This is a genomic window from Thioalkalicoccus limnaeus, from assembly GCF_041197575.1.
Taxonomy (GTDB): Bacteria; Pseudomonadota; Gammaproteobacteria; order Chromatiales; family Chromatiaceae; genus Thioalkalicoccus; species Thioalkalicoccus limnaeus.
Window position 1 is genome coordinate 44,006 of record NZ_JBDKXB010000016.1, and the last position, 22,028, is coordinate 66,033.

Consider the following 22,028-nt stretch of genomic DNA (forward strand, 5'->3'; position numbering starts at 1 on the left):
GGCCGCGTCGGATACCAGGTCCCGCCCAGGACCCTCATGCGGCCACCATCCGTTATCTGTATCATAATCGGATATCCGCTCGCCAGATAAACCGGACCGCGACGACGTTCTCCCCAATTCGAGAATCCCCGACACGTGATCGCACCGATCGAATCCCAGCCCCTCCCGATCCCGCCGGTCCGGGCCGCGCGTCCCCGAGCGGGAACCGCGCCCGCCGGTCGACGGAGTCCCCTCGGGCAGCCCCGATGGCCGCCGCGGCACGGCGGCATGGGCGCGAAGCCGACGGCCACGTCGGTGCAAGGTCACGTCGGCAGGGCAGGCCAGCGCAAGGATGGAGAAGCGGGTGACTGAGCTCCTGTTTTTGCTGTTGCCGATTGCCGCGGCGTCCGGTTGGTTTGCGGCCCGCCGTTCCGAAAGGGCGAAAGTCGCGGCCGCGCCGCAGATCGGGCACCCGTCGTTCTTTCGTGGTTTGAATTACCTGCTCGATGAACAGCCGGATAAGGCCATCGACGTTTTCGTCAAGCTCGCAGAGGTTGACCAAGAAACGGTCGAGGTCCATTTGGCGCTAGGCAGCCTATTTCGCCGGCGCGGCGAGGTCGACCGCGCGATTCGGATCCATCAGAACCTGGTCGCACGCGACAATCTGGAGCCCGAACAGCGAGGCTTCGCCCTTTACGAGTTGGGCCAGGACTACATGCGGGCGGGTCTGTTCGACCGCGCCGAGCGGCTGTTCGGTGAACTCCTCGAGCTCGGCCTTCAGCGCCGCCGGGCTCTGGAGGCACTGGCCGAAATCTACCAGCAAGAAAGGGAATGGGTGCGGGGGCTCGAGGTGGCCGAGCAACTGGAGGCCCTGGGTGTCGAGAGCGTGCGGACCGCGATGGCGCATTATCGCTGCGAGCTCGCCGAACAGGCGTTCGAGGCCGGGGAGATCGAGCGTGCCGAAGCCCATCTCGAGGCGGCCCGAAGCAGCGATCGGCGGTGCGTCCGCGCCAGCATGCTTCAGGGTGAAATCCTGATGCGCCGCGGCGACTATGCGCGAGCATTGGTCCTGTACCGCGGTATCGTGCGGCAGGATCCATCCTTCATGCCCGAGATCCTGCCGCAATTCGTTACCAGTCTGGAACGCGGCGGGCAGACAGATCTGCGGGCCGAACTCGAGAGTCTGTACCTGGGGCGTCCGAATCCAATGTTATTGGTCGCGTTGGCCGAGCGGGTTCGCGAGCAACAGGGTGACGAAGCAGCCGTCGAGCTTCTCAGGACGCATTTGACCCAGTACGCCGATTTGGCCGGTCTCGTCCGTTTTCTCGAATGGCAGGGTGACCAGGACGCCGCCGATGCGATCGACGTGACGCTGGTCATCGTTCGGCATCTGGCCGCACGCCTACCTGCCTATCAATGCCAGAACTGCGGGTTTACCGCCCGCCATATACATTGGCAGTGCCCAAGCTGTAAGCGTTGGGACACGGTCCGCCTTCTGCAACCGGAGCCGCTCGGCACCGCGGCATGGTGCGCACCGGCGGTGGCTGCCGATAAGTCTCCCGCCTGAGAATCAAGGAGTTGGTCCGTGACAGAAGAACCGCGCATCATTGTCGCCTTGGATTGTCCTTCCGAAGCCGAGGCCCTGCGGCTGACGGCACAGCTGGACCCCGCGCGCTGTCGACTCAAGGTCGGCAAGGAGCTCTTCACACGGCTCGGTCCGGTTTTCGTCGAACGCTTGCAGCGGGACGGCTTCGCGGTCTTTCTCGATCTCAAATTTCACGACATACCAAACACGGTCGCGGCCGCTTGTGCCGCGGCCGCGGACCTCGGTGTCTGGATGATCAACGTCCATGCATCGGGTGGCCGAGCGATGATGGTCGCTGCCCGCGAGCGCCTCGTGGGCCGATCACGACCGCCGCGGCTGATCGCGGTGACGGTGTTGACGAGTCTTGATGAGACCGATCTCAGCGAGATCGGATGCCCCGGCGACCCGGCTCAGCGGGTCCTGCAACTCGCTCGTCTAACCAACGAGGCTGGGCTCGATGGTATCGTCTGTTCGCCGCGCGAGGCCGCGCTGGTGCGCGCCGCGGTGGGCCCAGGATTGTGTTTGGTGACACCCGGTGTTCGGCCGGCGACGACGGCGGTCGGCGATCAGAAGCGCGTGATGACCCCGCGTGAGGCCCTTGTCGCGGGTGCCGATTATCTGGTCATCGGGCGACCGATCACCGCGGCCCCCGACCCGATGGCTGCGTTGGCGGCGATCGAATCCGAGATCGAGGGGCTGGATCGGCCGCCCGCCGCCCGCGAAAAGAACTAGGGCTCGCGCGCTTGGCCCACGCGGTGGCGGCGCCAAGTGCCTTGAGTTCCTCGTCCGCCGCACGACCCTCCCCGGGGCCGCTGCTGGCCCTAGGTCCGGAACAAAGACAACTGACAAGAGGCAATAGCATGGCAAAGCTGAACAAGGCCGTTTTCCCCGTCGCCGGATTGGGCACCCGTTTCCTTCCTGCCACCAAGGCGAGTCCGAAGGAGATGTTGCCGGTGGTCGACAAGCCCCTGATCCAGTACGCGGCGGAGGAGGCGGAGGCGGCAGGCGTTCAGCAACTGGTCTTCATCACGGGCCGCAACAAGAGGTCGATCGAGGATCATTTCGACAAGGCCTATGAGCTCGAGATGGAACTGAAGGCCAGCGGGAAAAAAAAGTTGCTCGACATCGTCCGCGGTGTCGTGCTACCCGATGTCAGCTGCATCTATTTGCGCCAGGCCGAGGCATTGGGTCTGGGTCATGCCGTGCTCTGTGCTCGACCGGTGGTCGGCAAAGAGCCCTTTGCGGTGATCCTCGCCGACGACCTGATCCAGAATGATGGCCCTGGGGTCGTCGCGCAGATGGCCGACGTTTACGAACGCTACGGTTGCAGCGTCCTCGGTGTTGAAGAGGTTCCGCGCCACGAGACCAACAAATACGGCATCGTCGCGACCGAACGCGGCGCCGACGGCGAGTTGCGCGTGGTCTCGATCGTCGAGAAGCCGGCTCCCGACGACGCCCCATCGAATCTCGCGGTCGTCGGCCGCTACCTGCTGACGCCGCGGATCTTCGACAAGCTGGCCGAAACCCGTCCCGGCGCCGGCGGCGAGATCCAGCTCACCGACGGCATCGCGGCCCTGCTCGCCGACGAGCCGGTCATCGCCTATCCGTTCAAGGGGAAACGCTATGATTGCGGGAGCAAGCTTGGGTATCTCGAGGCGACAGTCGAACTGGGCCTGCAGCACCCAGAGCTGGGCGGGCCGTTCGCCGATTACCTGAAGAACTTGCGCCTGTAGGGTGCGAACAGGAGCGAACCGCGCCGATGGCGATGTCCCGGATCGCCATCAGCCTTAACGAGAAGGTCACGGACCCTTCCCGAGACCGTCATATCGAACTGGTCAAATGATGCATGGTCGGCGTGACAGCGCTTGGGCGGCCTCGCTCGCCTTCCGCCACCAACAGGGCCAAGCGACAACGCGACGGCAACGGTGTCACCGAGGCCCGGTGTCTGTGGCCAGCGTTGGTCGGGTCGAAGCGGGATATGATCAATAACGAAGCCGATCGACGTGCGACCGGCTCGAGGAGTCGCCCGAATCGATCGGGACCATATCAGGGCGTGCCAGCCCGGAGAGCGAAATATGACAAGAGAACACACCGTTCGGTCGTTCGATGATGTGCTGCGGACCGTCACCGACGACCTGCTGCGGATGGGCCGGTTGGCGCATGATCAACTCGTTGCGGCGACGGCGCTGTTCGGTCAGCCCGTAGCCGACACGGCCCCGGCCATCTTGGCCGCCGACCAGCAGGTCGATGACCTGGATCAGCGGATCGAATTGGAAGTCTCGGCGATCATGGCGATGCGCCAACCGATGGCGACCGACCTGCGTGCGCTGATGAGTTGCGATCGCATTGCGACCGATCTGGAGCGTGTTGCCGATCATGCGAAGAACATCGCCAAACGGGCGTCGATCATCGCCGAACAGGGTCAACCAATCGATTTCACCGGGCTTCGTGACCTGGCCGATTCCGTCCGCGTGCAATTGGAAGGCATCCTGAACGCGATCGAGCAAGGCGATGCCGCCTCCGCCAAGACGATCTGGGGCCAGGATGAGCAGATCGATGCCCGGTACGAAGAGGTCTTCAACACCCATCTGCAGACCATGTGCCAGACCCCGAACTCCGCGACCAGCTGCACCCAGGTCCTGTTCATCGCAAAGTCGCTGGAGCGCATCGGCGACCATGTGACGAACATCGCCGAGGATCTGGTCTACTGGATCACGGGTAGACGGCTCAGCAAACGCGAAACGGGCGACCTGACCTGAGGCCAGGAATCGATTAGAGCGGACGTGGAAAACAGCCACGGATGCGCACGGATGAACGCGGATAGAGCAGTAGCTCGAGCGGAGAATCCGGATTCATCCGTGGTCGCGAAAAGGCGATCCGCGTGTACCCTTGGCTTGATTCTCGGCCGCGCTGACCGCGGCCCTAATGCGGGGCGCTCGATGAGAAGGCGTTCAGCACGACCACGCCGGCGATGATCAGGCCGATGCCGGCAATGGCCGGCCGGTCGAGCGCCTGACCGAGGAAGGCCCAACCGATCAACGCGATCAGCGCGACCCCGACGCCCGCCCAGACCGCATAGGCGATACCGACCGGGATCGTCCGGATCGCGAGCGACAACAGATAGAAGGCCGATGCATAACTGACCAGGACGATGACCGAGGGCCACAACCTCGTGAAGCCCTCGGAACTCTTCAGAAACGCTGTCCCGATCACCTCCGATAGGATGGCCAGGCCAAGCAGCAACCAATGGGACATGAGGTCTGGGTACTCCCCCTGTGTGACCGCTCGTGCAACGCCAGAGGCCGGCGTCAAGGCAAGTCCGAAAGCATGAAAGCTGACAGTACTCGGCTTAGAGTAACACCTGTTCGATCCCGCCAGCCTTGACCTGCTCGACGAAGCGATCCTGCCAGCCGTCGCCGAGCCGGTGGCGTGCGAGTTCGACGACGATGTATTCCGTCGCTAACCCTGTGTCCTCTCGGTATTTCGCCAGGCCCTGTTGACAGGCCGGGCACGCGGTCAACAGTTTGACCGCGTCGTCTGTGACGCGATCCTGACCGGTCAGTTCCCGGATGCCGCGGGTGAGTTCCTCCTGTTTGCGGAAACGCACTTGGTTTGCGATATCGGGCCGGGCGCTGCCGAGCGTGCCGGCCTCGCCGCAACAGCGATCGGACAGCGTGACCGTTCGGCCCATCAGCGCCGAGGCGACGCGCAGCGGCGCATGGGTCTTCATCGGCGTATGGCATGGATCGTGATACAGGTAGCGGGTCGCTGAGACCTCGGGCACCCGAACCCCACGCTCCATCAGATATTCGTGGATGTCCAGGAGCCGGCAGCCGGGGAAGATCCGCGCGAAGTCGTATTCGAGGAGCTGGTCCATGCAGGTCCCACAGGACACGATGACGGTGCGGATATCGAGGTAGTTCAGCGTATTGGCGACCCGATGGAAGAGCACCCGGTTCTCCATCGTGATCTGGCGCCCGCGCTCGGCCCGACCGGCGGCCCGCTGCGGAAAGCCGCAGCACAGATAGCCGGGCGGCAGCACCGTTTGCACGCCCTCCGCGTACAAGAGCGCCAGGGTCGCAAGACCGATATCCGAGAACAGCCGCTCCGAGCCGCAGCCCGGGAAGTAGAACAGGGCCTCGGCCTCGTCCGCGGTCCGGGCTGGGTCGCGCAGAATCGGGATCTGGGTGCGGTCCTCGAGGGCCAGCGCTTGGCGAAAGGTCCGTTTGGGCAGGCCGACCGACACCGGGCGGGCGACCAACTCGACGACCTGGGAGGCCAGACGCGGCGCGTGACTCGTCGCGCCGGGGCGGGCCTTGCACCGCTCCGTGAGGCCGAGACGACGGGCGAAGCGGTGCGTCAGATTCATGCCGGCGAAACCCCATTCGGCTAACCCACGGCGCAGCCAGCGCACCATGCGCGGGTCACTCGCATCGAGAAAGCGCAGGGCCGCCCAGGCCCCCGGGCTGAATCGCCGGTGGCCGCGCGCGACGAGGATCCGGCGCAGCCGCATCGTGACCTCGCCAAAATCGATGTCGACCGGACAAGGTGTCTCGCACTTGTGGCAGATGGTGCAGTGATCGGCCAGGTCGTTCATCTCGGCGAAATGGCGCCGCGACAGACCGCGGCGGGTCTGCTCCTCGTACAGGAAGGCCTCGATGATGAGCCCGGCCCCGAGGATCTTGTTGCGCGGGGAATAGAGCAGATTGGCGCGTGGCACATGGGTCATGCAAACGGGTTTGCACTTGCCGCAGCGCAGACAATGCCGGATATCGTCGTTGAGCGCACCGAGCTCCGTCTCCTCGAGGATGATCGCCTCCTGCTGCACGAGCCGCAGCGACGGCGTATAGGCCGCGTCGAGCCCCGAGCCCGGCATCAGTTTGCCGCGGTTGAAGTGATGCTGCGGATCGACACGGTCCTTGTAGGCGACGAAGGCCTCGATCTTGTCGGGTTCGAGGAAACCGATCTTGGTCAGGCCGATCCCGTGCTCGCCGGAGATGACGCCGTCGAGGGACTGGGCAAGGGCCATGATCCGCTCGACGAGCCGGTCGGCCTCGTGCAGCATCCGATAATCGGCTGAATGGACCGGGATGTTGGTATGGACATTGCCGTCCCCGGCGTGCATGTGCAGCGCGATAAAAAGGCGCGAATCGCGCTCGCGGCGATGGATCGCCGCGAGCTTGTCACGAACCCGCGCGAGATCCTGCCCCGCGAAGATCTCATCGAGCTGGGCCGCGACCTCGATACGGTACGACTGTCGCAGCGTCCGCCGCAGCATCAGATCGAGCAGCGTGTCATCGGGCCGCAGATCGGCCGATGCGCTGTCGTCGAGCAGCGTGGGATGGTCGATCGCCGCGGCGTCGAGTTGATCGAGGACGGTTCGCCAACGGCGCAAGGCGCGGTTCACGATCTCGCGGGCCGCGTCGCGCTTCGCCGCCAGGATCGCTGCCGCCTCGGCCGATGCCTCGTAATCGGCCGGATCCCGCGCCTCCGCCAGCGGTCCGCCGAGGTACTCGAGCACGGCCTCCATGATCCGCAGCTTGTTCGCGATCGATTGCTCGATGTTGAGCCGTTCGATGCCGCGGCTGTAGTCGGCGAGCCGTTCGAGCGGGATCACGACGTCCTCGTTGATCTTGAAGGCGTTCGTGTGCCGCGAGATGGCCGCGGTCCGCGCGCGGTCGAGCCAGAAACGGCGCCGCGCCTCGGCGCTGACCGCGACGAAGCCCTCGCCATCGCGTGCCTGCGCGAGCGCAATCACCTGAGCCGACGCGGCCTCGACCGCGGCCGGGTCGTCGCTGACCAGGTCCGCGAGCAGGACCATCTTCGGTAGCTCGCGGCGCGACGCCTTCGTCGAATAGTCGACGGCCCGCACATAACGTTCGTCGAGGTGTTCGAGGCCGGCGATGTCGACCCCAGGAAAGGCCGCGATATGATCTCGGATCTCGACAATCGCCGGCACGGCTTGGGCGAGATCGGTGCCGAAGAACTCGAGGCACAGGGTGCGTACCTGCCCGGGCATGCGGTGCAGCAGGAAGCGCGCCGACGTGATCAGGCCGTCGCAGCCTTCCTTCTGGACGCCGGGCAGCCCGTCCAGGACCTTGTCGGTGACGTCCTTGCCGAGCCCGCGGCGCCGAAAGGTGCGGCCGGGGATTTCGAGGATCTCGGGGGCGCCGCGCGGCGTGCGGCCGTCGGGCGCAAAGCGCGTCAGCCGAAACCGGACCAGCTCTTGCTCGTGGATCTTGCCGAGATTGTGGTCGAGCCGCTCGACCTCGAGCCAGTCGGCGGCTGGCGTGACCAGCCGCCAGGACACCAGGTTGTCGAGCGTCGTACCCCACAGAACGGCCTTCTTGCCGCCGGCGTTCATCGCGATGTTGCCGCCGATCGTCGAGGCATCCTGCGAGGTCGGGTCGACGGCGAACGCGAGCCCATGGCGTTCGGCAAGTTCCGCGACCCGCCGCGTCACGAGCCCTGCGCCGCAGTGCACGGTCGGGGCCGGGTCGACGACGCCGGGCAACCAGGTCCACTCGATCGGCGACAGGCTCTCGAGCTTTTCGGTATTGATGACCGCGCAGCGCGGGTCGAGTGGGACCGCCGACCCCGTATAGCCGGTGCCGCCGCCGCGCGGAATCAGCGTCAGACCGCAGTCGATGCACCCGGCGACGATCGGCGCGACCTCGTCCTCGGTATCGGGCGTGATCACGACGAATGGGAGTTCGACGCGCCAGTCGGTCGCGTCGGTCGCGTGCGCGACCCGGGCAAGCCCATCGAAGTCGAGGTTGTCCGGCCGTGTCACCCCGGCGAGTCGACGCCGCAGCCGGTCGCGCACCTGCCGCTCGGCCGCGAACCCATCACCGAACCGGGTCACCGCGGCTCGCGCGGCTGCGAGCAGTTCCGCAGCCTGCGCGTTGTTGTTCAGACGCTGCTCGAACTGATCGAGCCGATGCACGAGGGCCTGGATCAGCAGGCGCCGCCGCTCGAGGTTGTCGATCAGGTCGTCTTGCAGATAGGGATTGCGAGTCACGACCCACATATCCCCGAGCACCTCGAAGAGCATCCGCGCCGAGCGTCCGGTTCGCCGCGTCCCGCGCAACGACTCGATCCGCTCCCACATCGCGGCGCCGAGAAACCGGATCACGATCTCGCGATCGGAGAAGGACGTGTAGTTGTAGGGGATTTCGCGGATGCGGAGGGATGGGGAACTGTTCATCAAGGCGGGGGGAGACAGGGGCTGTTTTGCGATGCACAAATTCTATCGCAGCGCGGCAGGCCCCAACAGGATTAAGCCCTGTCAAACCCCTTCAGGGTCGATTGCACCTCGCCGTTAGAGGCCATGTCAGACGAACAGCACGGCGGGTTTCGCTGGTACCGGAGGCGCCGGGACAAGCCGCGCGGTCAGCCTCGATCGCGTCGATCCCGGCGCGGCTGGTCCAGTGCGCGCTGGGTCTCCCTTCTTCGCGCGCAGTTTTCCCAGCATTCCTGGCAGCACTCGAGCGCTCTGCAATCAAACTCACAGGCGGCTAAGTCAGCGCTGACCTCGTCGGCGATGATCCTTCTCCACCAACACTTCAGGTAACTCGTCAAGCCATTCGATACCCAGTCTTTCGCGAAGGATCCACGAGTCATCGTCCATTCCCCCTTCGTCTCTAAAGTTATTGTTGTTGCATGGCGCAGCTCGATCCCTGATGTGGTCTTTCTGGGCCAGTCGCGAATTCCAGTCTTTCGTCGCGAACAAGATCAGCGAACGCGGTCGCCTGTGACCGGGACAAAAAGCACCGGAAGGATACTGCGCTGAACGATCGCTCCGTCGAGGTCTTTCTCGATCACCACGAGCTGCTGAACCCGCCCCGGGTCACCGACCGGCATCACGAGCCGACCACCCGGCGCGAGCTGGTCGAGCAACGGTTGGGGGACATGGCCGGCGGCGGCCGTGACGATGATTCCCGCGAAGGGAGCCGCTTCCGGCCAACCCAGATAACCATCGCCGGCCCGAACCCTGACGTTTTGATAGCCGAGTTCGGCCAGCGTCTTGGCAGCGCGATCGGCGAGTTCGGGTACGATCTCGACCGAGTAGACCTCGGCGCCCATCTCCGCCAGCACGGCCGCCTGATACCCGGAGCCGGTACCGAGTTCGTAGACCCGGTCGCCGGGACCCACCCCGAGCAGGTGACTCATGATGGCGACGATATAGGGTTGGGAAATGGTCTGTCCGCCGCCGATCGGCAACGGCCGATCCTGATAAGCCTGATGCCGCAGCGAAGGCGGGACGAAGGCGTGACGCGGCACCGCGCGCAAGGCTGCGATCACGGCCGGATCCAGACGGTCCGTCCCGAGGGCGTGACGGGTCTCCTGCACCTGGAGTTCAATTGCGTGCACCAGTGCCTCGCGTTCGCCTCGGTCGCTCGGCATGCCGCCCCCGGGGCTCCCACCAGCCGGCGCGGCACACATCAACAGAGGTCCGAGTACAGCCGTCGCCAGCGCTCTGAAACCGTCTCGTGTCGATGCCATTGTGAACCTGATTTCTAAGACGCGATGAGCCCGGTTAAGGCTAGCACACTCGACAAATGCCTGTCTCCATTACACAAACCGCAAAAGAGTACCAATAGGCAGCTGAATTCCGGACAATAGCCCCATGGCATCGACATCCCACGGGCGCCGCTCATCGTCGGCGTTTCCCCGGTTTCGATGTATTCATCCAAGGCGAAGGCGCAGTAGATGACAGAGGCAACATCTTCGAGATCGGCAGCCATTGTCCCGGCGACGCCACCGGCTGGCGGGCCGCAGGACGATTGCACCCCGGCGGCATGGGCCGAGATCGATGCCTTGCGTCGCGCGATGCACTCGGCCTTCGTGGGCCAACAACAGATGGTCGAGATGTTGTGGGTGGCCTTGCTGTCCGGTGGCCACCTGTTGATCGAAGGCCCGCCTGGCCTGGCGAAGTCCAGCTCGCTCGAGTTGTTGGCGGCCGGTCTCGAAGGGCCGGTGCGATGGCAGCAAGTGTCCCCTGACATGGATCCCGCGCGTCTCCTCGAGCAGGCCGACGCGACCGCAGCCGATGATCCCGATGCGGCCGGCACTGATCGGTGGCCTGCGAGCCTGCTAATCATCGAAGGGATGGAGCAGGCCACCGCGGGTGTCGACCTGGCCATCAATCGGATCTTGAAGCCGCGCCGCCCCAATACGGGGATCGGAGATCAGGTGCCCGGCACCGGCGCCATTCTGGTCATGGCCACCCGCAACCCGAGTGATGCGGCGGCGCCTTTACCGTCCTGGTTCGATTCGTTCGCCTTTTGTGTTCAACCGCGTTTTCCGGGGTACGCGGCCGAGCGCGCGATCTTGCGCCGATCCCGTCAAGCGTTCCGAACCGGGTTGATGCCCCAGCAACCCGGCGCGCCGGTCCCACCGAGGGTCGGGCCGGCGGCGATCCGCGCGGCACGACAGCAGATCCTGGATCTTCATTTGTCGCCGGATCTCGAGGGCTACCTGGTGCATTTGGTGATGGCCACGCGCGTGCCGGCCACCTATCACCGAGACTTGGTCGGATGGTTAGGTGGCGGGGTCAGTCCCCGCGCGACACTGGCCCTCGAGCGCGGCGCCCGGGCCAAGGCCTGGTTGGATGGACGGGACTATGTCGCGCCCGAGGACATCCAGTGGATCGCGCCGGCGGTCCTGCGCCACCGCATCCGGTTGACCGACGCTGCCACGGCGGATGGTCGCACCCCGGACGATTACATCGCCAACTGGCTCGCCCGTGTCCCGATTCCTTAGAGGCGGCGCCGAGCGAGCGGCGCTGCCGCCCACCCTCGACGAATCCGATTATCGGTTCAGCAACGACCGGTGCATGTGTAGCCCTTGTCGGGTTCGCGCAGCGTAACCACGACATCGTGGGCCGAGTTGCACCGCTTATTTTTGAATCCTTCCCCAGCGGCGCGTCACGCGGCCGCCTTTTTCGGAGTTGACCGATGCGATCCCTGCTGCTGGCCATCTGCCTCTCCCTCGGGAGCACGAGCCTTGCCGCTGAGCTCCAGGCCTGGCTCGAACGCGACCTGATCACGGATGCCGAAACCGTGGCATTGTTCGTCACGGTCTCGGGCGAGCGTCCCGACGAGCCTGACTTGGATGCCTTGAAGGCCGATTTCGATCTGGTCGATGTGGCGCACACGAGTCGCGCCTTCGCCGTCGACGGCGCGCCGGCCACCACACACGAATGGCGCCTGGAACTGGCGCCGCGCCGGACCGGCTGGCTGACGGTGCCAGCTTTGACGGTGGGGGAGCTGACCACCGAGCCCTTGACCCTCGAGGTGCTCGACGCCGGCCTGGCCTTGATGACCCGCGCCGATGAGCCGGTCTTCATCGACGTGATCGCCGCGCCAATGGATCCCTACGTCCAAGGTCGGGTCGACTATCAGGTGCGGCTCTTCACGAGCGTGCCCTTGCAGGAACCGCGACTGACCGACCCCCAGGGGGAGGGCATGACCATTCGGCAAATCGGCGATGATCGCCAGTCGAGCGAGCAGATCGGTGCCGATCTCTATACGGTGACCGAACGCCGCTATGCGATCTTTCCAAAACAGGCCGGGCCGCTGGAGATCCAACCCCCACGTCTGAACGCCGCGATGCCGATCGAGCGATCGTCACCGGACTTCAACGGCCTCGGCGGAGATCCCTTCGCACCGCTGGACGAGGTCATGGATGAGGATGCCGGCCCGGATGGCCTGTTCGAGGCAACGCGCCAGGTACGGGTCAGCGGTCGCGCGATCACGCTCGGGGTGCGCCCACCGCCGGATGGCGCTGATCCACGCTGGTTGCCCGCCGAGTCCGTCGCGCTGCGCGACGAATGGACACCGAAGATGCCGGTGATCCACATCGGGCAGACCATGACCCGGACCCTGACGATCACCGCAACCGGTGTCCTCAGCGAACAACTGCCCGAGTTGGCATTGGAAGCGCCTGATGGCGTAGCCCTGTATCCCGAAGCCATCGAGGACGAGGACCGGGTCGAGGCCGGGCTCCCGGTCGCCGAGCGTCGGATTCGGATGGCCTTGCGCGTCACCGAACCGGGGGTTCTGACCCTGCCCGAGATCCGCGTGGCCTGGTGGGATACGGTTGCCGATCGTCCGCGCGAGGCCCGACTCGAGGCCCGATCGCTCGAGGTGATCGCGGGCCCTGGTATCGGAACCGGCCTCGGCGGGCTCTCACAGTGGTTCGGAGCACAGGGTGCCTGGCTCTGGGTGGCGGCCGCGTTCGCGGTGACCTGGTTGGCGACGCTGGGTTTGTGGTGGCGCGGGCGCCGCCGCCCTGCGACCCTGAAGGCTGCGACCCTGACGGCTGCGATCGATGACCGGCCGCCCGAGATGACTCGCGGCCAGCGCTTGGCCGAAAGCCGACGAGCGATCGAGCGGGCCTGTCGGCGCCGCGGTCCGCGCGACGCGCGCGAAGCCCTGCTCGATTGGGGCCGGGTAGCTTGGCCTGAGGATCCGCCGCACGGCCTCTTATCGCTGGCCGCGCGCCTCGAGTCCGATGAGGCCGCGGGTCTCCTGGCTGGACTCGAACGCGGTCTCTACGGTGAAGACCCCTGGGATTGGGACGGGGAGGGCGCTTGGGTCGTGCTCGCCCCGGCGCTGGAAGATCCGCGGTCGTAAGGGCACCTTGAAAATTCAAGGTGCCCGCGCGGGGTAACTAGGCGCGCCAACTCGGAACCTGAAGAGTCCGGTATGGCGCTCGATGCGCGCCGTAACCCGACTTCGCCCCTGTGGGGAAAGGGCCAACAGTCATGAAACTGTGGATAATCGGCTTCGTTCCCTGAACATTGAACATTTCGAGCATCGTTGGCATGAGCCTTCCTTTCCGAGAACATCCGCAGCGCCATTTGGTCACCGCCGAACTGCACGCCCGTGCCTACGATCGGATGCAGGCCCCCGCCCGTGTCGCGCATCTCGCGTCCCTGTGCGGGGAAAAGGGCACCGGGCGCAATGTCCGTCATCTGAAACGCCTGTTGCGCCACTACGACCGGCCAGTCCCGGACTTCGTCGGCCAACACCACACGGAAGAACTCGGCTCGATTCATCTGCGCTGGGAGCGCCATACCGAGTTCGTCACCTACACCTTCACCCAGCCGGGGGCCTTCACCGATCCCTTCGCCGATCCAGTGCTGAACGCGCTACCACAGGATTGGCTTTGCGATATCCCCGGCGACATCGTCACGGCGGCCTTGGTCGCGCTCGAACCGCGCGACGCGCGCGAACGCACCGGTGAAGACCTGGCCGCGCTGTTCGAAGGGCATCCGATCATCGGTTCGGAAGTCGTCGGCGGATTGGGCCGAGCCTGGTCGGCCTTGCGCATCCATTCGGACGGCTATTCGCGGATCCTAGTGCAGGACCGGGGCCTGTCCGAGAATCAGGCCGGACGCCTGATTCGGCGGCTTCTCGAGATCAATGCCTACCGCGCCATGGCCTTGCTCGGATTGCCGCTCGCACGCGAGGTGTCGGTCTGCCTGGGGGATGCCGACCAACGCCTGGTTGCCGTCGCGGCCCGTCTAGCGCAACAAGAGGGGGCGCAGGATCCGGTCCTCGAAGAGGAGTTGCTCGCCGAGTTGACGAGCCTGGCGGCCGAGATCGAGGCGGTCGCGGCGCGCACCAGTTACCGCTTCGAGGCCTCGCGGGCCTATTACCGCGTCGTCCAGCAACGCCTCGACCAGCTGCGCCAAGGACGCATCGAAGGATTTCAGACCTTCACCGAATTCCTCGACGCCCGCCTGGCCCCGGCCATCGCCACCTGCAATTCGACCAGCCACCGCCAACAGGACCTCGCCGAGCGCGCCGCGCGCCTGACCAGTCTGCTGCGCGCGCGCGTCGAGGTCAGCCTTCAGGAACAGAATCGCCGGCTCCTCGAGTCGATGGATCGTCGCGCGAAGATTCAGCTGCGCCTGCAGGAGACGGTCGAGGGCCTGTCGGTGATCGCGATCGGCTATTACGGCGTCGGCCTCATCGGTTACGCGCTGAAGGGGCTCGAGGCCAAGGGCCTGCCGATCGACGCGGTGCTCGGCATGGGCTTGGCAATGCCACTCGTGGTCGGCATCGCCTGGTTCGCACTGAAGCGCACGAGGAAACGGCTCCACCGAGAGGGGAGCGAGGAGCACTAAGACGATGCTCTAAGGAGTGGCTGATAGAATTCCATCCTGGCCCCGTTGAGCGGTTCACCCGTCGCCAGCGAAGGGGGCCGACAAACCCGCGACGACCTCGACTCGGATGGCTTCCTCGGCGACACCACCGGCCCGGAGCGCATCGCGCACGGCCAGCACCTCGGTTGCCGGACCGGCGATATAGTAACGCTGACGGGTCAGGTCGGTTAGATCGGCGCGCAGCGCAACGAGCAGATCGGCCACTTTATCGGTGACTAGCGGCGTGTAATGGAACTCATCGAGCGCGTCCGTCAGCGCGCGAGCCCATTGGCCTAGATGATGCTCCTCGGGGCGAGTCACGACCCAATACAGGTGCAGGGATTCGATCAGGTCGATCGATACGACGTGCTCGATCAGGCTTTTGATCGGTGCCATGCCATCGCCGAAGGCGATGAAGACGGCCGGGTCCGAGGTCTCCTCGTCCAGCACGAAATGCCCGATCGGGCCCTTGATCTGGACCAGTTGACCATGTCGAAGGCCGGCGAACACCGCGTCCGAGAAGGGATGGCCCGGGGCGCGCGAGACGAAAAAATGCAGATTCCTCCCGTTGCACGGACAGCTTGCGATCGGCAGCCGGGCCTCCGCTCCATCCTCGAGCGTCAATCTGACCCCTTGACCGGCCATGAATCGCAGCGTCTGGGTCCTAGGCGTCTGGATCTGCAACAGGATCAGATCCGCAGTCAGGTGCTCGGTCTTGCGTACGCTGGCACGAATCTCCTGCTCGGGCAGATCGGCGACCGACAAGGCTTCGATAGCCTCGAGGACGAGATCCGTGACCGGCGTATTCGAACAGGTGAGACAGTAGCCGAGCTGTTTCTCGCGCTCGCTGAGCACATAATCGTGCTCACGAACCTTGAACACCTCGCCGCTGACGACGCGCGCCTTGCAGGCACCGCAGTTGCCGCTCGAGCAACCATAGGCGATGTGCAACCCGGCGCGGACGGCGGCATCCAGGATGGTTTCCTGACCCTCGACGAAGAACTCGTGTCCGCTGGGCTCGATCTTGACGGTGGCGGCCATGATGCGCAGGAAGGTGTCGTTGGCGAACAAGCGTGATGGGGTCGCGGGATTGGCCTGGCCCGCCGTGCCAGCGCGCGACGCGCTCAACCAGGCGCGGACCGCGCGCACCCCCTCAGCGGTGGGCTCCGGTGCGTTCTGAATGATTCTATCAAGTCGATCGGCGACCTGATCAAGAAGGGTCTCGCGCGCCTCGAGCGCGGCCAACTTCTCGGTCAACAGATCGCTGATTCCGCGGAGCCGAGCCATCAGGACCTCGGGCGCCGGCCAGGCCACCTCCGGCGGCTGACGGCTCGGTGCGGCGGTGGCCTTGATCCGCGTGACGCGGTCGAGTTCCTTGTCGTCGCTCAGCGTCGCCTGTGGGTACAGACGCAGCAACTCGCTGACGGACACCTTGCCTTCGAAGGTCGCGATCTCGCCGCGGCGGATCTGCTGTTGCAGCTTGGCCCGGTTGACGCCGACCAACCGGGCCGCGCGGGTCAGGGTCAGATAGTCGGACATGATCGGGACCGAGCCTCTTTGTTGTTGAGAATCTTTTGCACTAACATCCGGCGCACGAGCAAGCCGGCTGCTTCGAGCCGTGACCAGCCAGCGGTGGCATCCTATCGCGAAAGGGGGTATCCGATGCGAGTAGCGCGACCTTGGTTTGGGGTAGGCTTGGCACTGGGTCTGATGGCCGGCCAGGCGCAAGCGGAGGAGGGCGCCCGCGCCTGGGCCAACACCGTCCATGGCCAGCGTGAACCGGTTGGATGATCGCTGCGACTATGCGATCGTCAACCACTACTGTGTGGCGCGCCTGCCCCATCAGTCGGGCGACGAATCCTGGGTTTCCTCGAAGAAAGCCAGGCCTTGCAGCACGGCCTTGCCTTGACCGTTTCGCGTGGTGATCAAGAGCTCGCGCTGCGGAGCCAGCTGCGCCAGCACCTCGGCGGCGTTGGCCTCGAGGTAGCTGATCGGCGTGACTCGGGATGGGTAGCGCATGGTCTTGCCCTCTCGGCCTCTTTCGGACCGAACGATGACGCTTTCATTGCCAGCACTGACAGACCTTTCGGCCTGGCGCGACATGAATGCTGCCCGCTTCGCCGACGAGCAACAGTTACGAGACCGAGCAATCGACGCGATTGCCTTCGAGACCCCGGCTCGCGCCCGCGTCCTCGAGCGCGCCAGGGACTGGGTGCGCGCCGTGCGCCGTCGCGGCGACGGTGGCCTGCTGGATCGGTTCCTGGCCGAGTTCGGGCTTACCAGCCGCGAGGGCATCGCGCTGATGTGCCTAGCCGAGGCGGCCCTGCGCATCCCGGATGACGCCACACTCGACGAGCTGATCCGCGACAAGCTTGGCGGCATCGAATGGCGCGTCGGCGGTCAGAAAGGCGGCGGCTCGCTTTTCGTCAACGCCTCGACCTGGGCGCTGATGCTGACCGGCCGGCTGCTGGAACCGGACGACGACCCCGCCGACCCCGAAACCGGCCTGTTCGCGTCCCTGCGCCAGCGAATCCGGCGCGGCGGCGAGCCGCTGGTACGCCAAGCCATGCGGCAGGCGATGGCCATCCTAGGCCGCCAGTTCGTGATGGGCCGCGACATCGACGAGGCGCTCGCACGCAGCAAGAATGGCGACGAGGCCCGCTACCGGCATTCGTTCGACATGCTCGGGGAAGCGGCGCGCACGGCAGACGATGCCCAACGTTACTTCGAGCGCTACCAACACGCAATTGGTGTGGTTGGTCGCGCCGCGGCCGGTGCCGGGCCGATCGATGGCCCCGGTATCTCCATCAAGCTTTCTGCCCTGCATCCGCGCTTCGAGCCCGCGCAGTGGCCTCGGGTCCGCCCAGTGGTGGTCGCGCGCACGCTGGCGCTCGCGCGAGACGCCGCGCAGGCGAACATCGGCCTCACCATGGATGCGGAGGAGGCCAGCCGCCTCGATCTACAGCTCGACGTCCTGGCCGCCCTCTGCGCCGAGCCCGCGCTTACCGACTGGCAGGGCCTCGGCCTCGCGTTGCAGGCCTATCAGCGCCGTGCACTCGACGCCTGCACGCTCCTCGGCGAACTGGCCGATCGCCGTGGCCGCCGCTTGATGGTGCGCCTGGTCAAGGGTGCCTACTGGGATAGCGAGATCAAGCTCGCCCAGCAGCTTGGCCTGCCTGGCTATCCGGTATTCACCCGGAAGGTCAACACCGACCTCAACTTCCTCGCCTGTGCTCGACGCTTGTTCGACCTCGGCGAACGGGTCTATCCGCAGTTCGCGACCCACAACGCCCACAGCATCGCCGCGGTACTCGAGATGGCCGACGGCCGGCCCTTCGAGCTGCAGCGCTTGCACGGGATGGGGGAGGCTTTGCATGCCGAGGTGCTCAAGCATACCGCCACCCCCTGCCGCGCCTATGACCCGGTCGGCAGCCACGACGAGCTCCTGCCTTACCTGGTGCGGCGCCTGCTCGAGAACGGCGCCAATAGCTCCTTCGTGCACCGCATCGCCGATGCAACCCAGCCGCTCGAGCAGGTCGTCACCGATCCGATCGAGGTCGCTGCGACCCAACACGACGCACGGCATCCGCGCATCCCGGCACCGCGCGACCTGTATCGGCCCGATCGGGTCAATTCGGCCGGCCTCGACCTCGGCGACCCGGACGCGGTCGCAGCCCTGTATCGCGCCATGGATGCGGCCGACCACCATCAGGTCCTGCGCGTGCAGGACGCTACCCCAGCCCAGGTCAGCAGCGCCATCGCGGCCGCCGCGGACGCCTTCCCGGCCTGGGATCTAACGCCCGCCGTTCGGCGGGCGCAGTGTCTCGAGACGGCCGCCGACCAGCTCGAGGCCCATCTCGGCGAACTGGTCGCGCTGTGCTGCCGCGAGGCCGGCAAATCGATTCCGGACGGTATCGCCGAGGTGCGTGAGGCCGCTGACTTCTGCCGCTACTATGCGGCTCGCGCCCGGGAGGCGTTCGCCGCACCGCTGGAGTTCCCCGGCCCCACCGGCGAGCGCAATCAGCTCTCGCTGCATGGCCGCGGGGTGTTCGTCTGCATCAGCCCGTGGAACTTTCCGCTTGCGATCTTCGTCGGCCAGGTCGCCGCCGCGCTCGCAGCCGGCAACACGGTGGTCGCCAAGCCGGCCGAGCAGACCCCGCTCATCGCCGCGCGGGCCGTCGAGCTGCTGCGCACCGCCGGCATCGCCGAAGCGGCGCTCCAGCTCGTCCCCGGTGATGGGCCAAGCGTCGGTGCGCCGCTGGTCGCGGACCCGCGCATCGCCGGCGTCGCCTTTACCGGCTCGGTCGCGACCGCCCGCGCCATCAACCGGCGGCTCGCCGAGCGCGACGGCCCGATCGTGCCGCTGATCGCGGAGACCGGCGGCCAGAACGCGATGGTGGTCGACTCCTCGGCGCTACCCGAGCAGGTGATCACCGATGTGCTGCAATCGAGCTTTCAGAGCGCCGGACAGCGCTGCTCGGCGCTGCGGGTGCTCTTCATCCAGGAAGATGTCGCCGAGCGCATGCTGACCATGCTTGCGGGCGCGATGGCGGAGCTGCGGATCGGAGCTCCGTGGGACCTGGCAACCGACGTCGGGCCGGTGATCGACGCCGACGCGCAGCAGGCGCTCGCGGCCCACTGCGCGCGCATGGACCGCGAGGCCCGGCTGATCTATCGCTGCCCGCTGCCGCCGGAAACCGCATCCGGCAGCTTCATCGCCCCGGTCGCCTATGAGATCGATGGCATCGAGCAGCTCGAGGATGAAGTGTTCGGACCCGTGCCGCACGTCGTGCGCTATCGCGCCGACGCGCTCGACGAGGTCATCGCCGCGATCAACGGCACCGGCTTTGGCCTGACCTTCGGCGTGCACAGCCGTATCGACAGGCACATCAACCTGCTCACGGCTGCCGATCGTGCGGGCATCCGTGCGGGCAATCGCTATGTCAATCGCAACATGATCGGCGCCGTCGTCGGGGTGCAGCCGTTCGGTGGCGAAGGGCTCTCCGGGACCGGCCCCAAGGCCGGAGGCCCGCACTACCTCCCGCGCTTTGCGGTGGAGCGCGTGCGTTCGTTCAACACGGCGGCCACCGGCGGCGACGCCGCGTTGCTATCGCTCGATGAAGACCCATCGTCGACTTCGCGCACCGAGGTCAGCGGCTGACAATCTCCTGATGACCAACCACGTCCCTCTGCGGCTGACGCCGGAACAGGCCGCGCGGGTCCGGTTCGGAAGGCCTGATCCGTCCCCATCATTGACGGTGAGGTACGACCGAGCTGGACGGGGTCTCGTGCTCCAAACTCGCACCGGGGGATAGGGTATGACCGATGATCGCGCCGACTTGGCGGAGCGGATTCTCGATATCGCACTGGAATTGGGCGAACAGCGTGGCTGGGATGAGTTGCACCTGCACGAGATCGCCCAGTTCCTAAATATCAGTCTCGCCGACATCCACCGATACTATCGCCAGAAGGACGATTTGGCCGAGGCCTGGTTCGACCGGGCCGATCGAGCCCTTCTGGCGATGTACGAAGCACCTGGATGGGCGTTGCTGAGTCAACGGGAACGACTGTTTCGAACCATCATGGCCTGGTTCGACGCCCTGGCTCCGCACCGCCGTCTCACGGCGGCGATGATCGGCTACAAGCTGCATCCGGAACACCTGCATCTGCAGGCGCACGGGGTCACCCGAATCAGCCGCACCGTGCAATGGATCCGGGAGATCGCCTGCCTGCCGACCACAGGTCTGCGCCGGGAGCTCGAGGAAGCCGTGCTGACGACGACCTATCTGCTGGCCTTCGGCCGCTGGCTGCGCGACGACTCCCCCGGCGCACAGCGGACCCGGGCGCTGCTCGATCGGTTGCTCGCTCGGGCCGAGGGCGCTGCCTTGGGTCTCGGCAGCTGGTTGCCGGGATCGCCGCGCGACCGCTGACCTTGGACACCGTCACCCACGCCCTGCTGGGCGCCCTGGTCGCGCAGGCCGCGGCGCCCCGACGAAGTCGCCTGAGCACGGGCGAACGGCTGGTATTGGCCGGCACCGCCGCCGCCTTCCCCGATGTCGATTTCGCTGGGTTCCTGATCGACCCGCTGCGTTTTCTCGCGGACTGGCACCAAGGCCCCACGCATTCGCTGCTGCTGATGCCCCTGTGGGCGCTGGTGCTCGGCGGGGGTTTCGTGTGGCTGACCGGGCGCAGGTCGGCCTTCGTCGAAGCGACGCTGGTCTGTGCGCTGGCCCTGACCTCCCACATTGTCAGCGATCTGATCACGGTCTACGGCACCGCGATCCTGGCGCCCTGGTCGGATTGGCGGCCCGCGCTGGGCTTCACCTTCGTCATGGATCCGCTGTTCACTGGACTCGTCGGCCTGGCCCTGCTCCTGAGCCTCCGAGCTCGGAGCCTCCAGTGGGTCGCGCGCGCCGGCCTTATCGCGCTGTGCGGCTATGTCGGTAATCAGGCCCTGCTGAGAGAGCAGGCACTGAACCTGGCCGAGCTCCATGCCCGACAAGGTGGCATCGAGAATCCGGAGGTTGCGGTCTTGCCGCAACCCTTCTCGCCATTCAACTGGACCCTACTGGTGATCGACGGCGATCGTTACCATCGGGCCCAGGCCAATCTCGTCGGCCATCGGCCGCCGGTACCCGATCTCATCGGCCTCCGCCCGCTGCGGGCACTCGCCGAGTCCTACCGGTCGCCAACGGAGCTGCGCTGGGAAAGCCTGGACCGGTGGGGGGCGACCGAGGAGCAGCGCGCACTGGCGCAAGAGCTCTGGCGGCGCCGGGACTTCGCCCCCTTCCGCCGCTTCGCCGTGTACCCGAGCCTGTCAAGCGTCGACCTTCGTGATGGTGAGACCTGTGTTTGGTTCACCGACCTACGCTACGATCTGCCCACGCTACCCGACACCTTTCGTTACGGGTTCTGCCGCACGACTCCCTATCAGGACTGGCGACTTCACCGGCTACGGTATCTCCGCGACGACAGCCGACAGCCTTTGCGCTAACGTGAAACAGACAGGCAGCGGCCAAATGACTCGCCCCAGGCTGAACGATTAGAATCTGCTTAGGACGAGGATCTCGCGCTACCGGAGCCCGCCCATGACGATCATCACGCTTGAACTGCCCGAAGCCTTGGTGGCGCGCGCCGACGGCGCGGCGCGGGCGATGGCGCTGCTCAGCATCCGCAGCGGTAAGCGGCTGCTGGCGGACGCCGATGCGGCCTGATGCGTGACAGCGTCCCGAAGGCCCTGCGGGAGCAAATCGCCGCGTTTCCGTTTCCGATCGATAGGCGCGACGTCCGCGATCCTTGCCGGCGCTC

16 protein-coding genes are annotated in these 22,028 nt (G+C 66.0%); 11 read left to right on the top strand and 5 right to left on the bottom strand.

The genetic code is table 11. The features are described 5' to 3' along the window. The first annotated feature begins 343 nt into the window (after positions 1–343). From lapB to phoU, 4 genes are all read left to right on the top strand, one after another. Complete coding sequence (lapB, locus tag ABC977_RS12225) at positions 344–1,546, top strand: lipopolysaccharide assembly protein LapB (RefSeq protein WP_369667546.1); 1,203 nt, start codon at positions 344–346, stop codon at positions 1,544–1,546. A gap of 18 nt (positions 1,547–1,564) precedes the next feature. Continuing rightward, positions 1,565–2,296, top strand: a complete 732-nt coding sequence (gene pyrF / locus ABC977_RS12230; RefSeq protein WP_369667547.1) for an orotidine-5'-phosphate decarboxylase — start codon at positions 1,565–1,567, stop codon at positions 2,294–2,296. Positions 2,297–2,424: 128 nt separating this feature from the next. Next, positions 2,425–3,297, top strand: a complete 873-nt coding sequence (galU, locus tag ABC977_RS12235; RefSeq protein ID WP_369667548.1) for a UTP--glucose-1-phosphate uridylyltransferase GalU — start codon at positions 2,425–2,427, stop codon at positions 3,295–3,297. Positions 3,298–3,639: 342 nt separating this feature from the next. Next, entirely contained in the window at positions 3,640–4,323 is a 684-nt protein-coding gene (phoU, locus tag ABC977_RS12240; RefSeq protein WP_369667549.1) for a phosphate signaling complex protein PhoU, read from the top strand. 163 nt (positions 4,324–4,486) lie between these two features. Here phoU and ABC977_RS12245 read toward each other — a convergent pair whose 3' ends face one another. The 3 genes from ABC977_RS12245 to ABC977_RS12255 all read right to left on the bottom strand — a co-directional run bounded on the left by ABC977_RS12245 (position 4,487) and on the right by ABC977_RS12255 (position 9,970). Further along, a complete protein-coding gene (locus tag ABC977_RS12245) occupies positions 4,487–4,819 on the bottom strand; it encodes an SMR family transporter (RefSeq protein ID WP_369667550.1) in 333 nt (110 codons plus the stop codon). A gap of 94 nt (positions 4,820–4,913) precedes the next feature. Next, positions 4,914–8,771, bottom strand: a complete 3,858-nt coding sequence (locus tag ABC977_RS12250) for a DUF3683 domain-containing protein (RefSeq protein ID WP_369667551.1) — start codon at positions 8,769–8,771, stop codon at positions 4,914–4,916. Positions 8,772–9,298: 527 nt separating this feature from the next. Next, positions 9,299–9,970, bottom strand: a complete 672-nt coding sequence (locus ABC977_RS12255; protein WP_369667552.1) for a protein-L-isoaspartate(D-aspartate) O-methyltransferase — start codon at positions 9,968–9,970, stop codon at positions 9,299–9,301. Positions 9,971–10,276: 306 nt separating this feature from the next. On the opposite strand from ABC977_RS12255, the gene ABC977_RS12260 reads away from it, so the two are divergent. The 3 genes from ABC977_RS12260 to ABC977_RS12270 all read left to right on the top strand — a co-directional run bounded on the left by ABC977_RS12260 (position 10,277) and on the right by ABC977_RS12270 (position 14,702). Beyond that, positions 10,277–11,329: an AAA family ATPase gene (locus ABC977_RS12260; RefSeq protein ID WP_369667553.1), complete on the top strand. Its 1,053-nt coding sequence runs from the start codon at positions 10,277–10,279 to the stop codon at positions 11,327–11,329. A gap of 194 nt (positions 11,330–11,523) precedes the next feature. After that, the gene (locus tag ABC977_RS12265) at positions 11,524–13,203 is read left to right on the top strand and encodes a BatD family protein (RefSeq protein ID WP_369667554.1); all 1,680 of its coding nucleotides are present in this window, start codon (positions 11,524–11,526) and stop codon (positions 13,201–13,203) included. Positions 13,204–13,394: 191 nt separating this feature from the next. Continuing rightward, positions 13,395–14,702 (top strand): DUF3422 family protein, encoded by a 1,308-nt coding sequence (locus ABC977_RS12270; protein ID WP_369667555.1) that lies wholly within the window; start codon positions 13,395–13,397, stop codon positions 14,700–14,702. A 54-nt stretch (positions 14,703–14,756) separates the two neighbouring features. Here the strand turns inward: ABC977_RS12270 and ABC977_RS12275 are convergent, their stop codons facing one another. Further along, positions 14,757–16,259: a 2Fe-2S iron-sulfur cluster-binding protein gene (locus tag ABC977_RS12275; RefSeq protein WP_369667556.1), complete on the bottom strand. Its 1,503-nt coding sequence runs from the start codon at positions 16,257–16,259 to the stop codon at positions 14,757–14,759. 303 nt (positions 16,260–16,562) lie between these two features. Then, complete coding sequence (locus tag ABC977_RS12280; protein WP_369667557.1) at positions 16,563–16,739, bottom strand: hypothetical protein; 177 nt, start codon at positions 16,737–16,739, stop codon at positions 16,563–16,565. A gap of 34 nt (positions 16,740–16,773) precedes the next feature. Here ABC977_RS12280 and putA point away from each other — a divergent pair, with 34 nt between their 5' ends. The 4 genes from putA (at position 16,774) to ABC977_RS12300 (ending at position 21,934) form a co-directional block, all read left to right on the top strand. Then, complete coding sequence (putA, locus tag ABC977_RS12285; protein WP_369667558.1) at positions 16,774–19,881, top strand: bifunctional proline dehydrogenase/L-glutamate gamma-semialdehyde dehydrogenase PutA; 3,108 nt, start codon at positions 16,774–16,776, stop codon at positions 19,879–19,881. Between the two features lie 157 nt (positions 19,882–20,038). Next, on the top strand, positions 20,039–20,650 hold the full coding sequence (locus ABC977_RS12290; RefSeq protein ID WP_369667559.1) for a TetR family transcriptional regulator: 612 nt from the start codon (positions 20,039–20,041) through the stop codon (positions 20,648–20,650). A gap of 2 nt (positions 20,651–20,652) precedes the next feature. Then, entirely contained in the window at positions 20,653–21,714 is a 1,062-nt protein-coding gene (locus tag ABC977_RS12295) for a metal-dependent hydrolase (protein WP_369667560.1), read from the top strand. 94 nt (positions 21,715–21,808) lie between these two features. Next, the gene (locus ABC977_RS12300) at positions 21,809–21,934 is read left to right on the top strand and encodes a hypothetical protein (protein ID WP_369667561.1); all 126 of its coding nucleotides are present in this window, start codon (positions 21,809–21,811) and stop codon (positions 21,932–21,934) included. Positions 21,935–22,028: the final 94 nt, after the last annotated feature.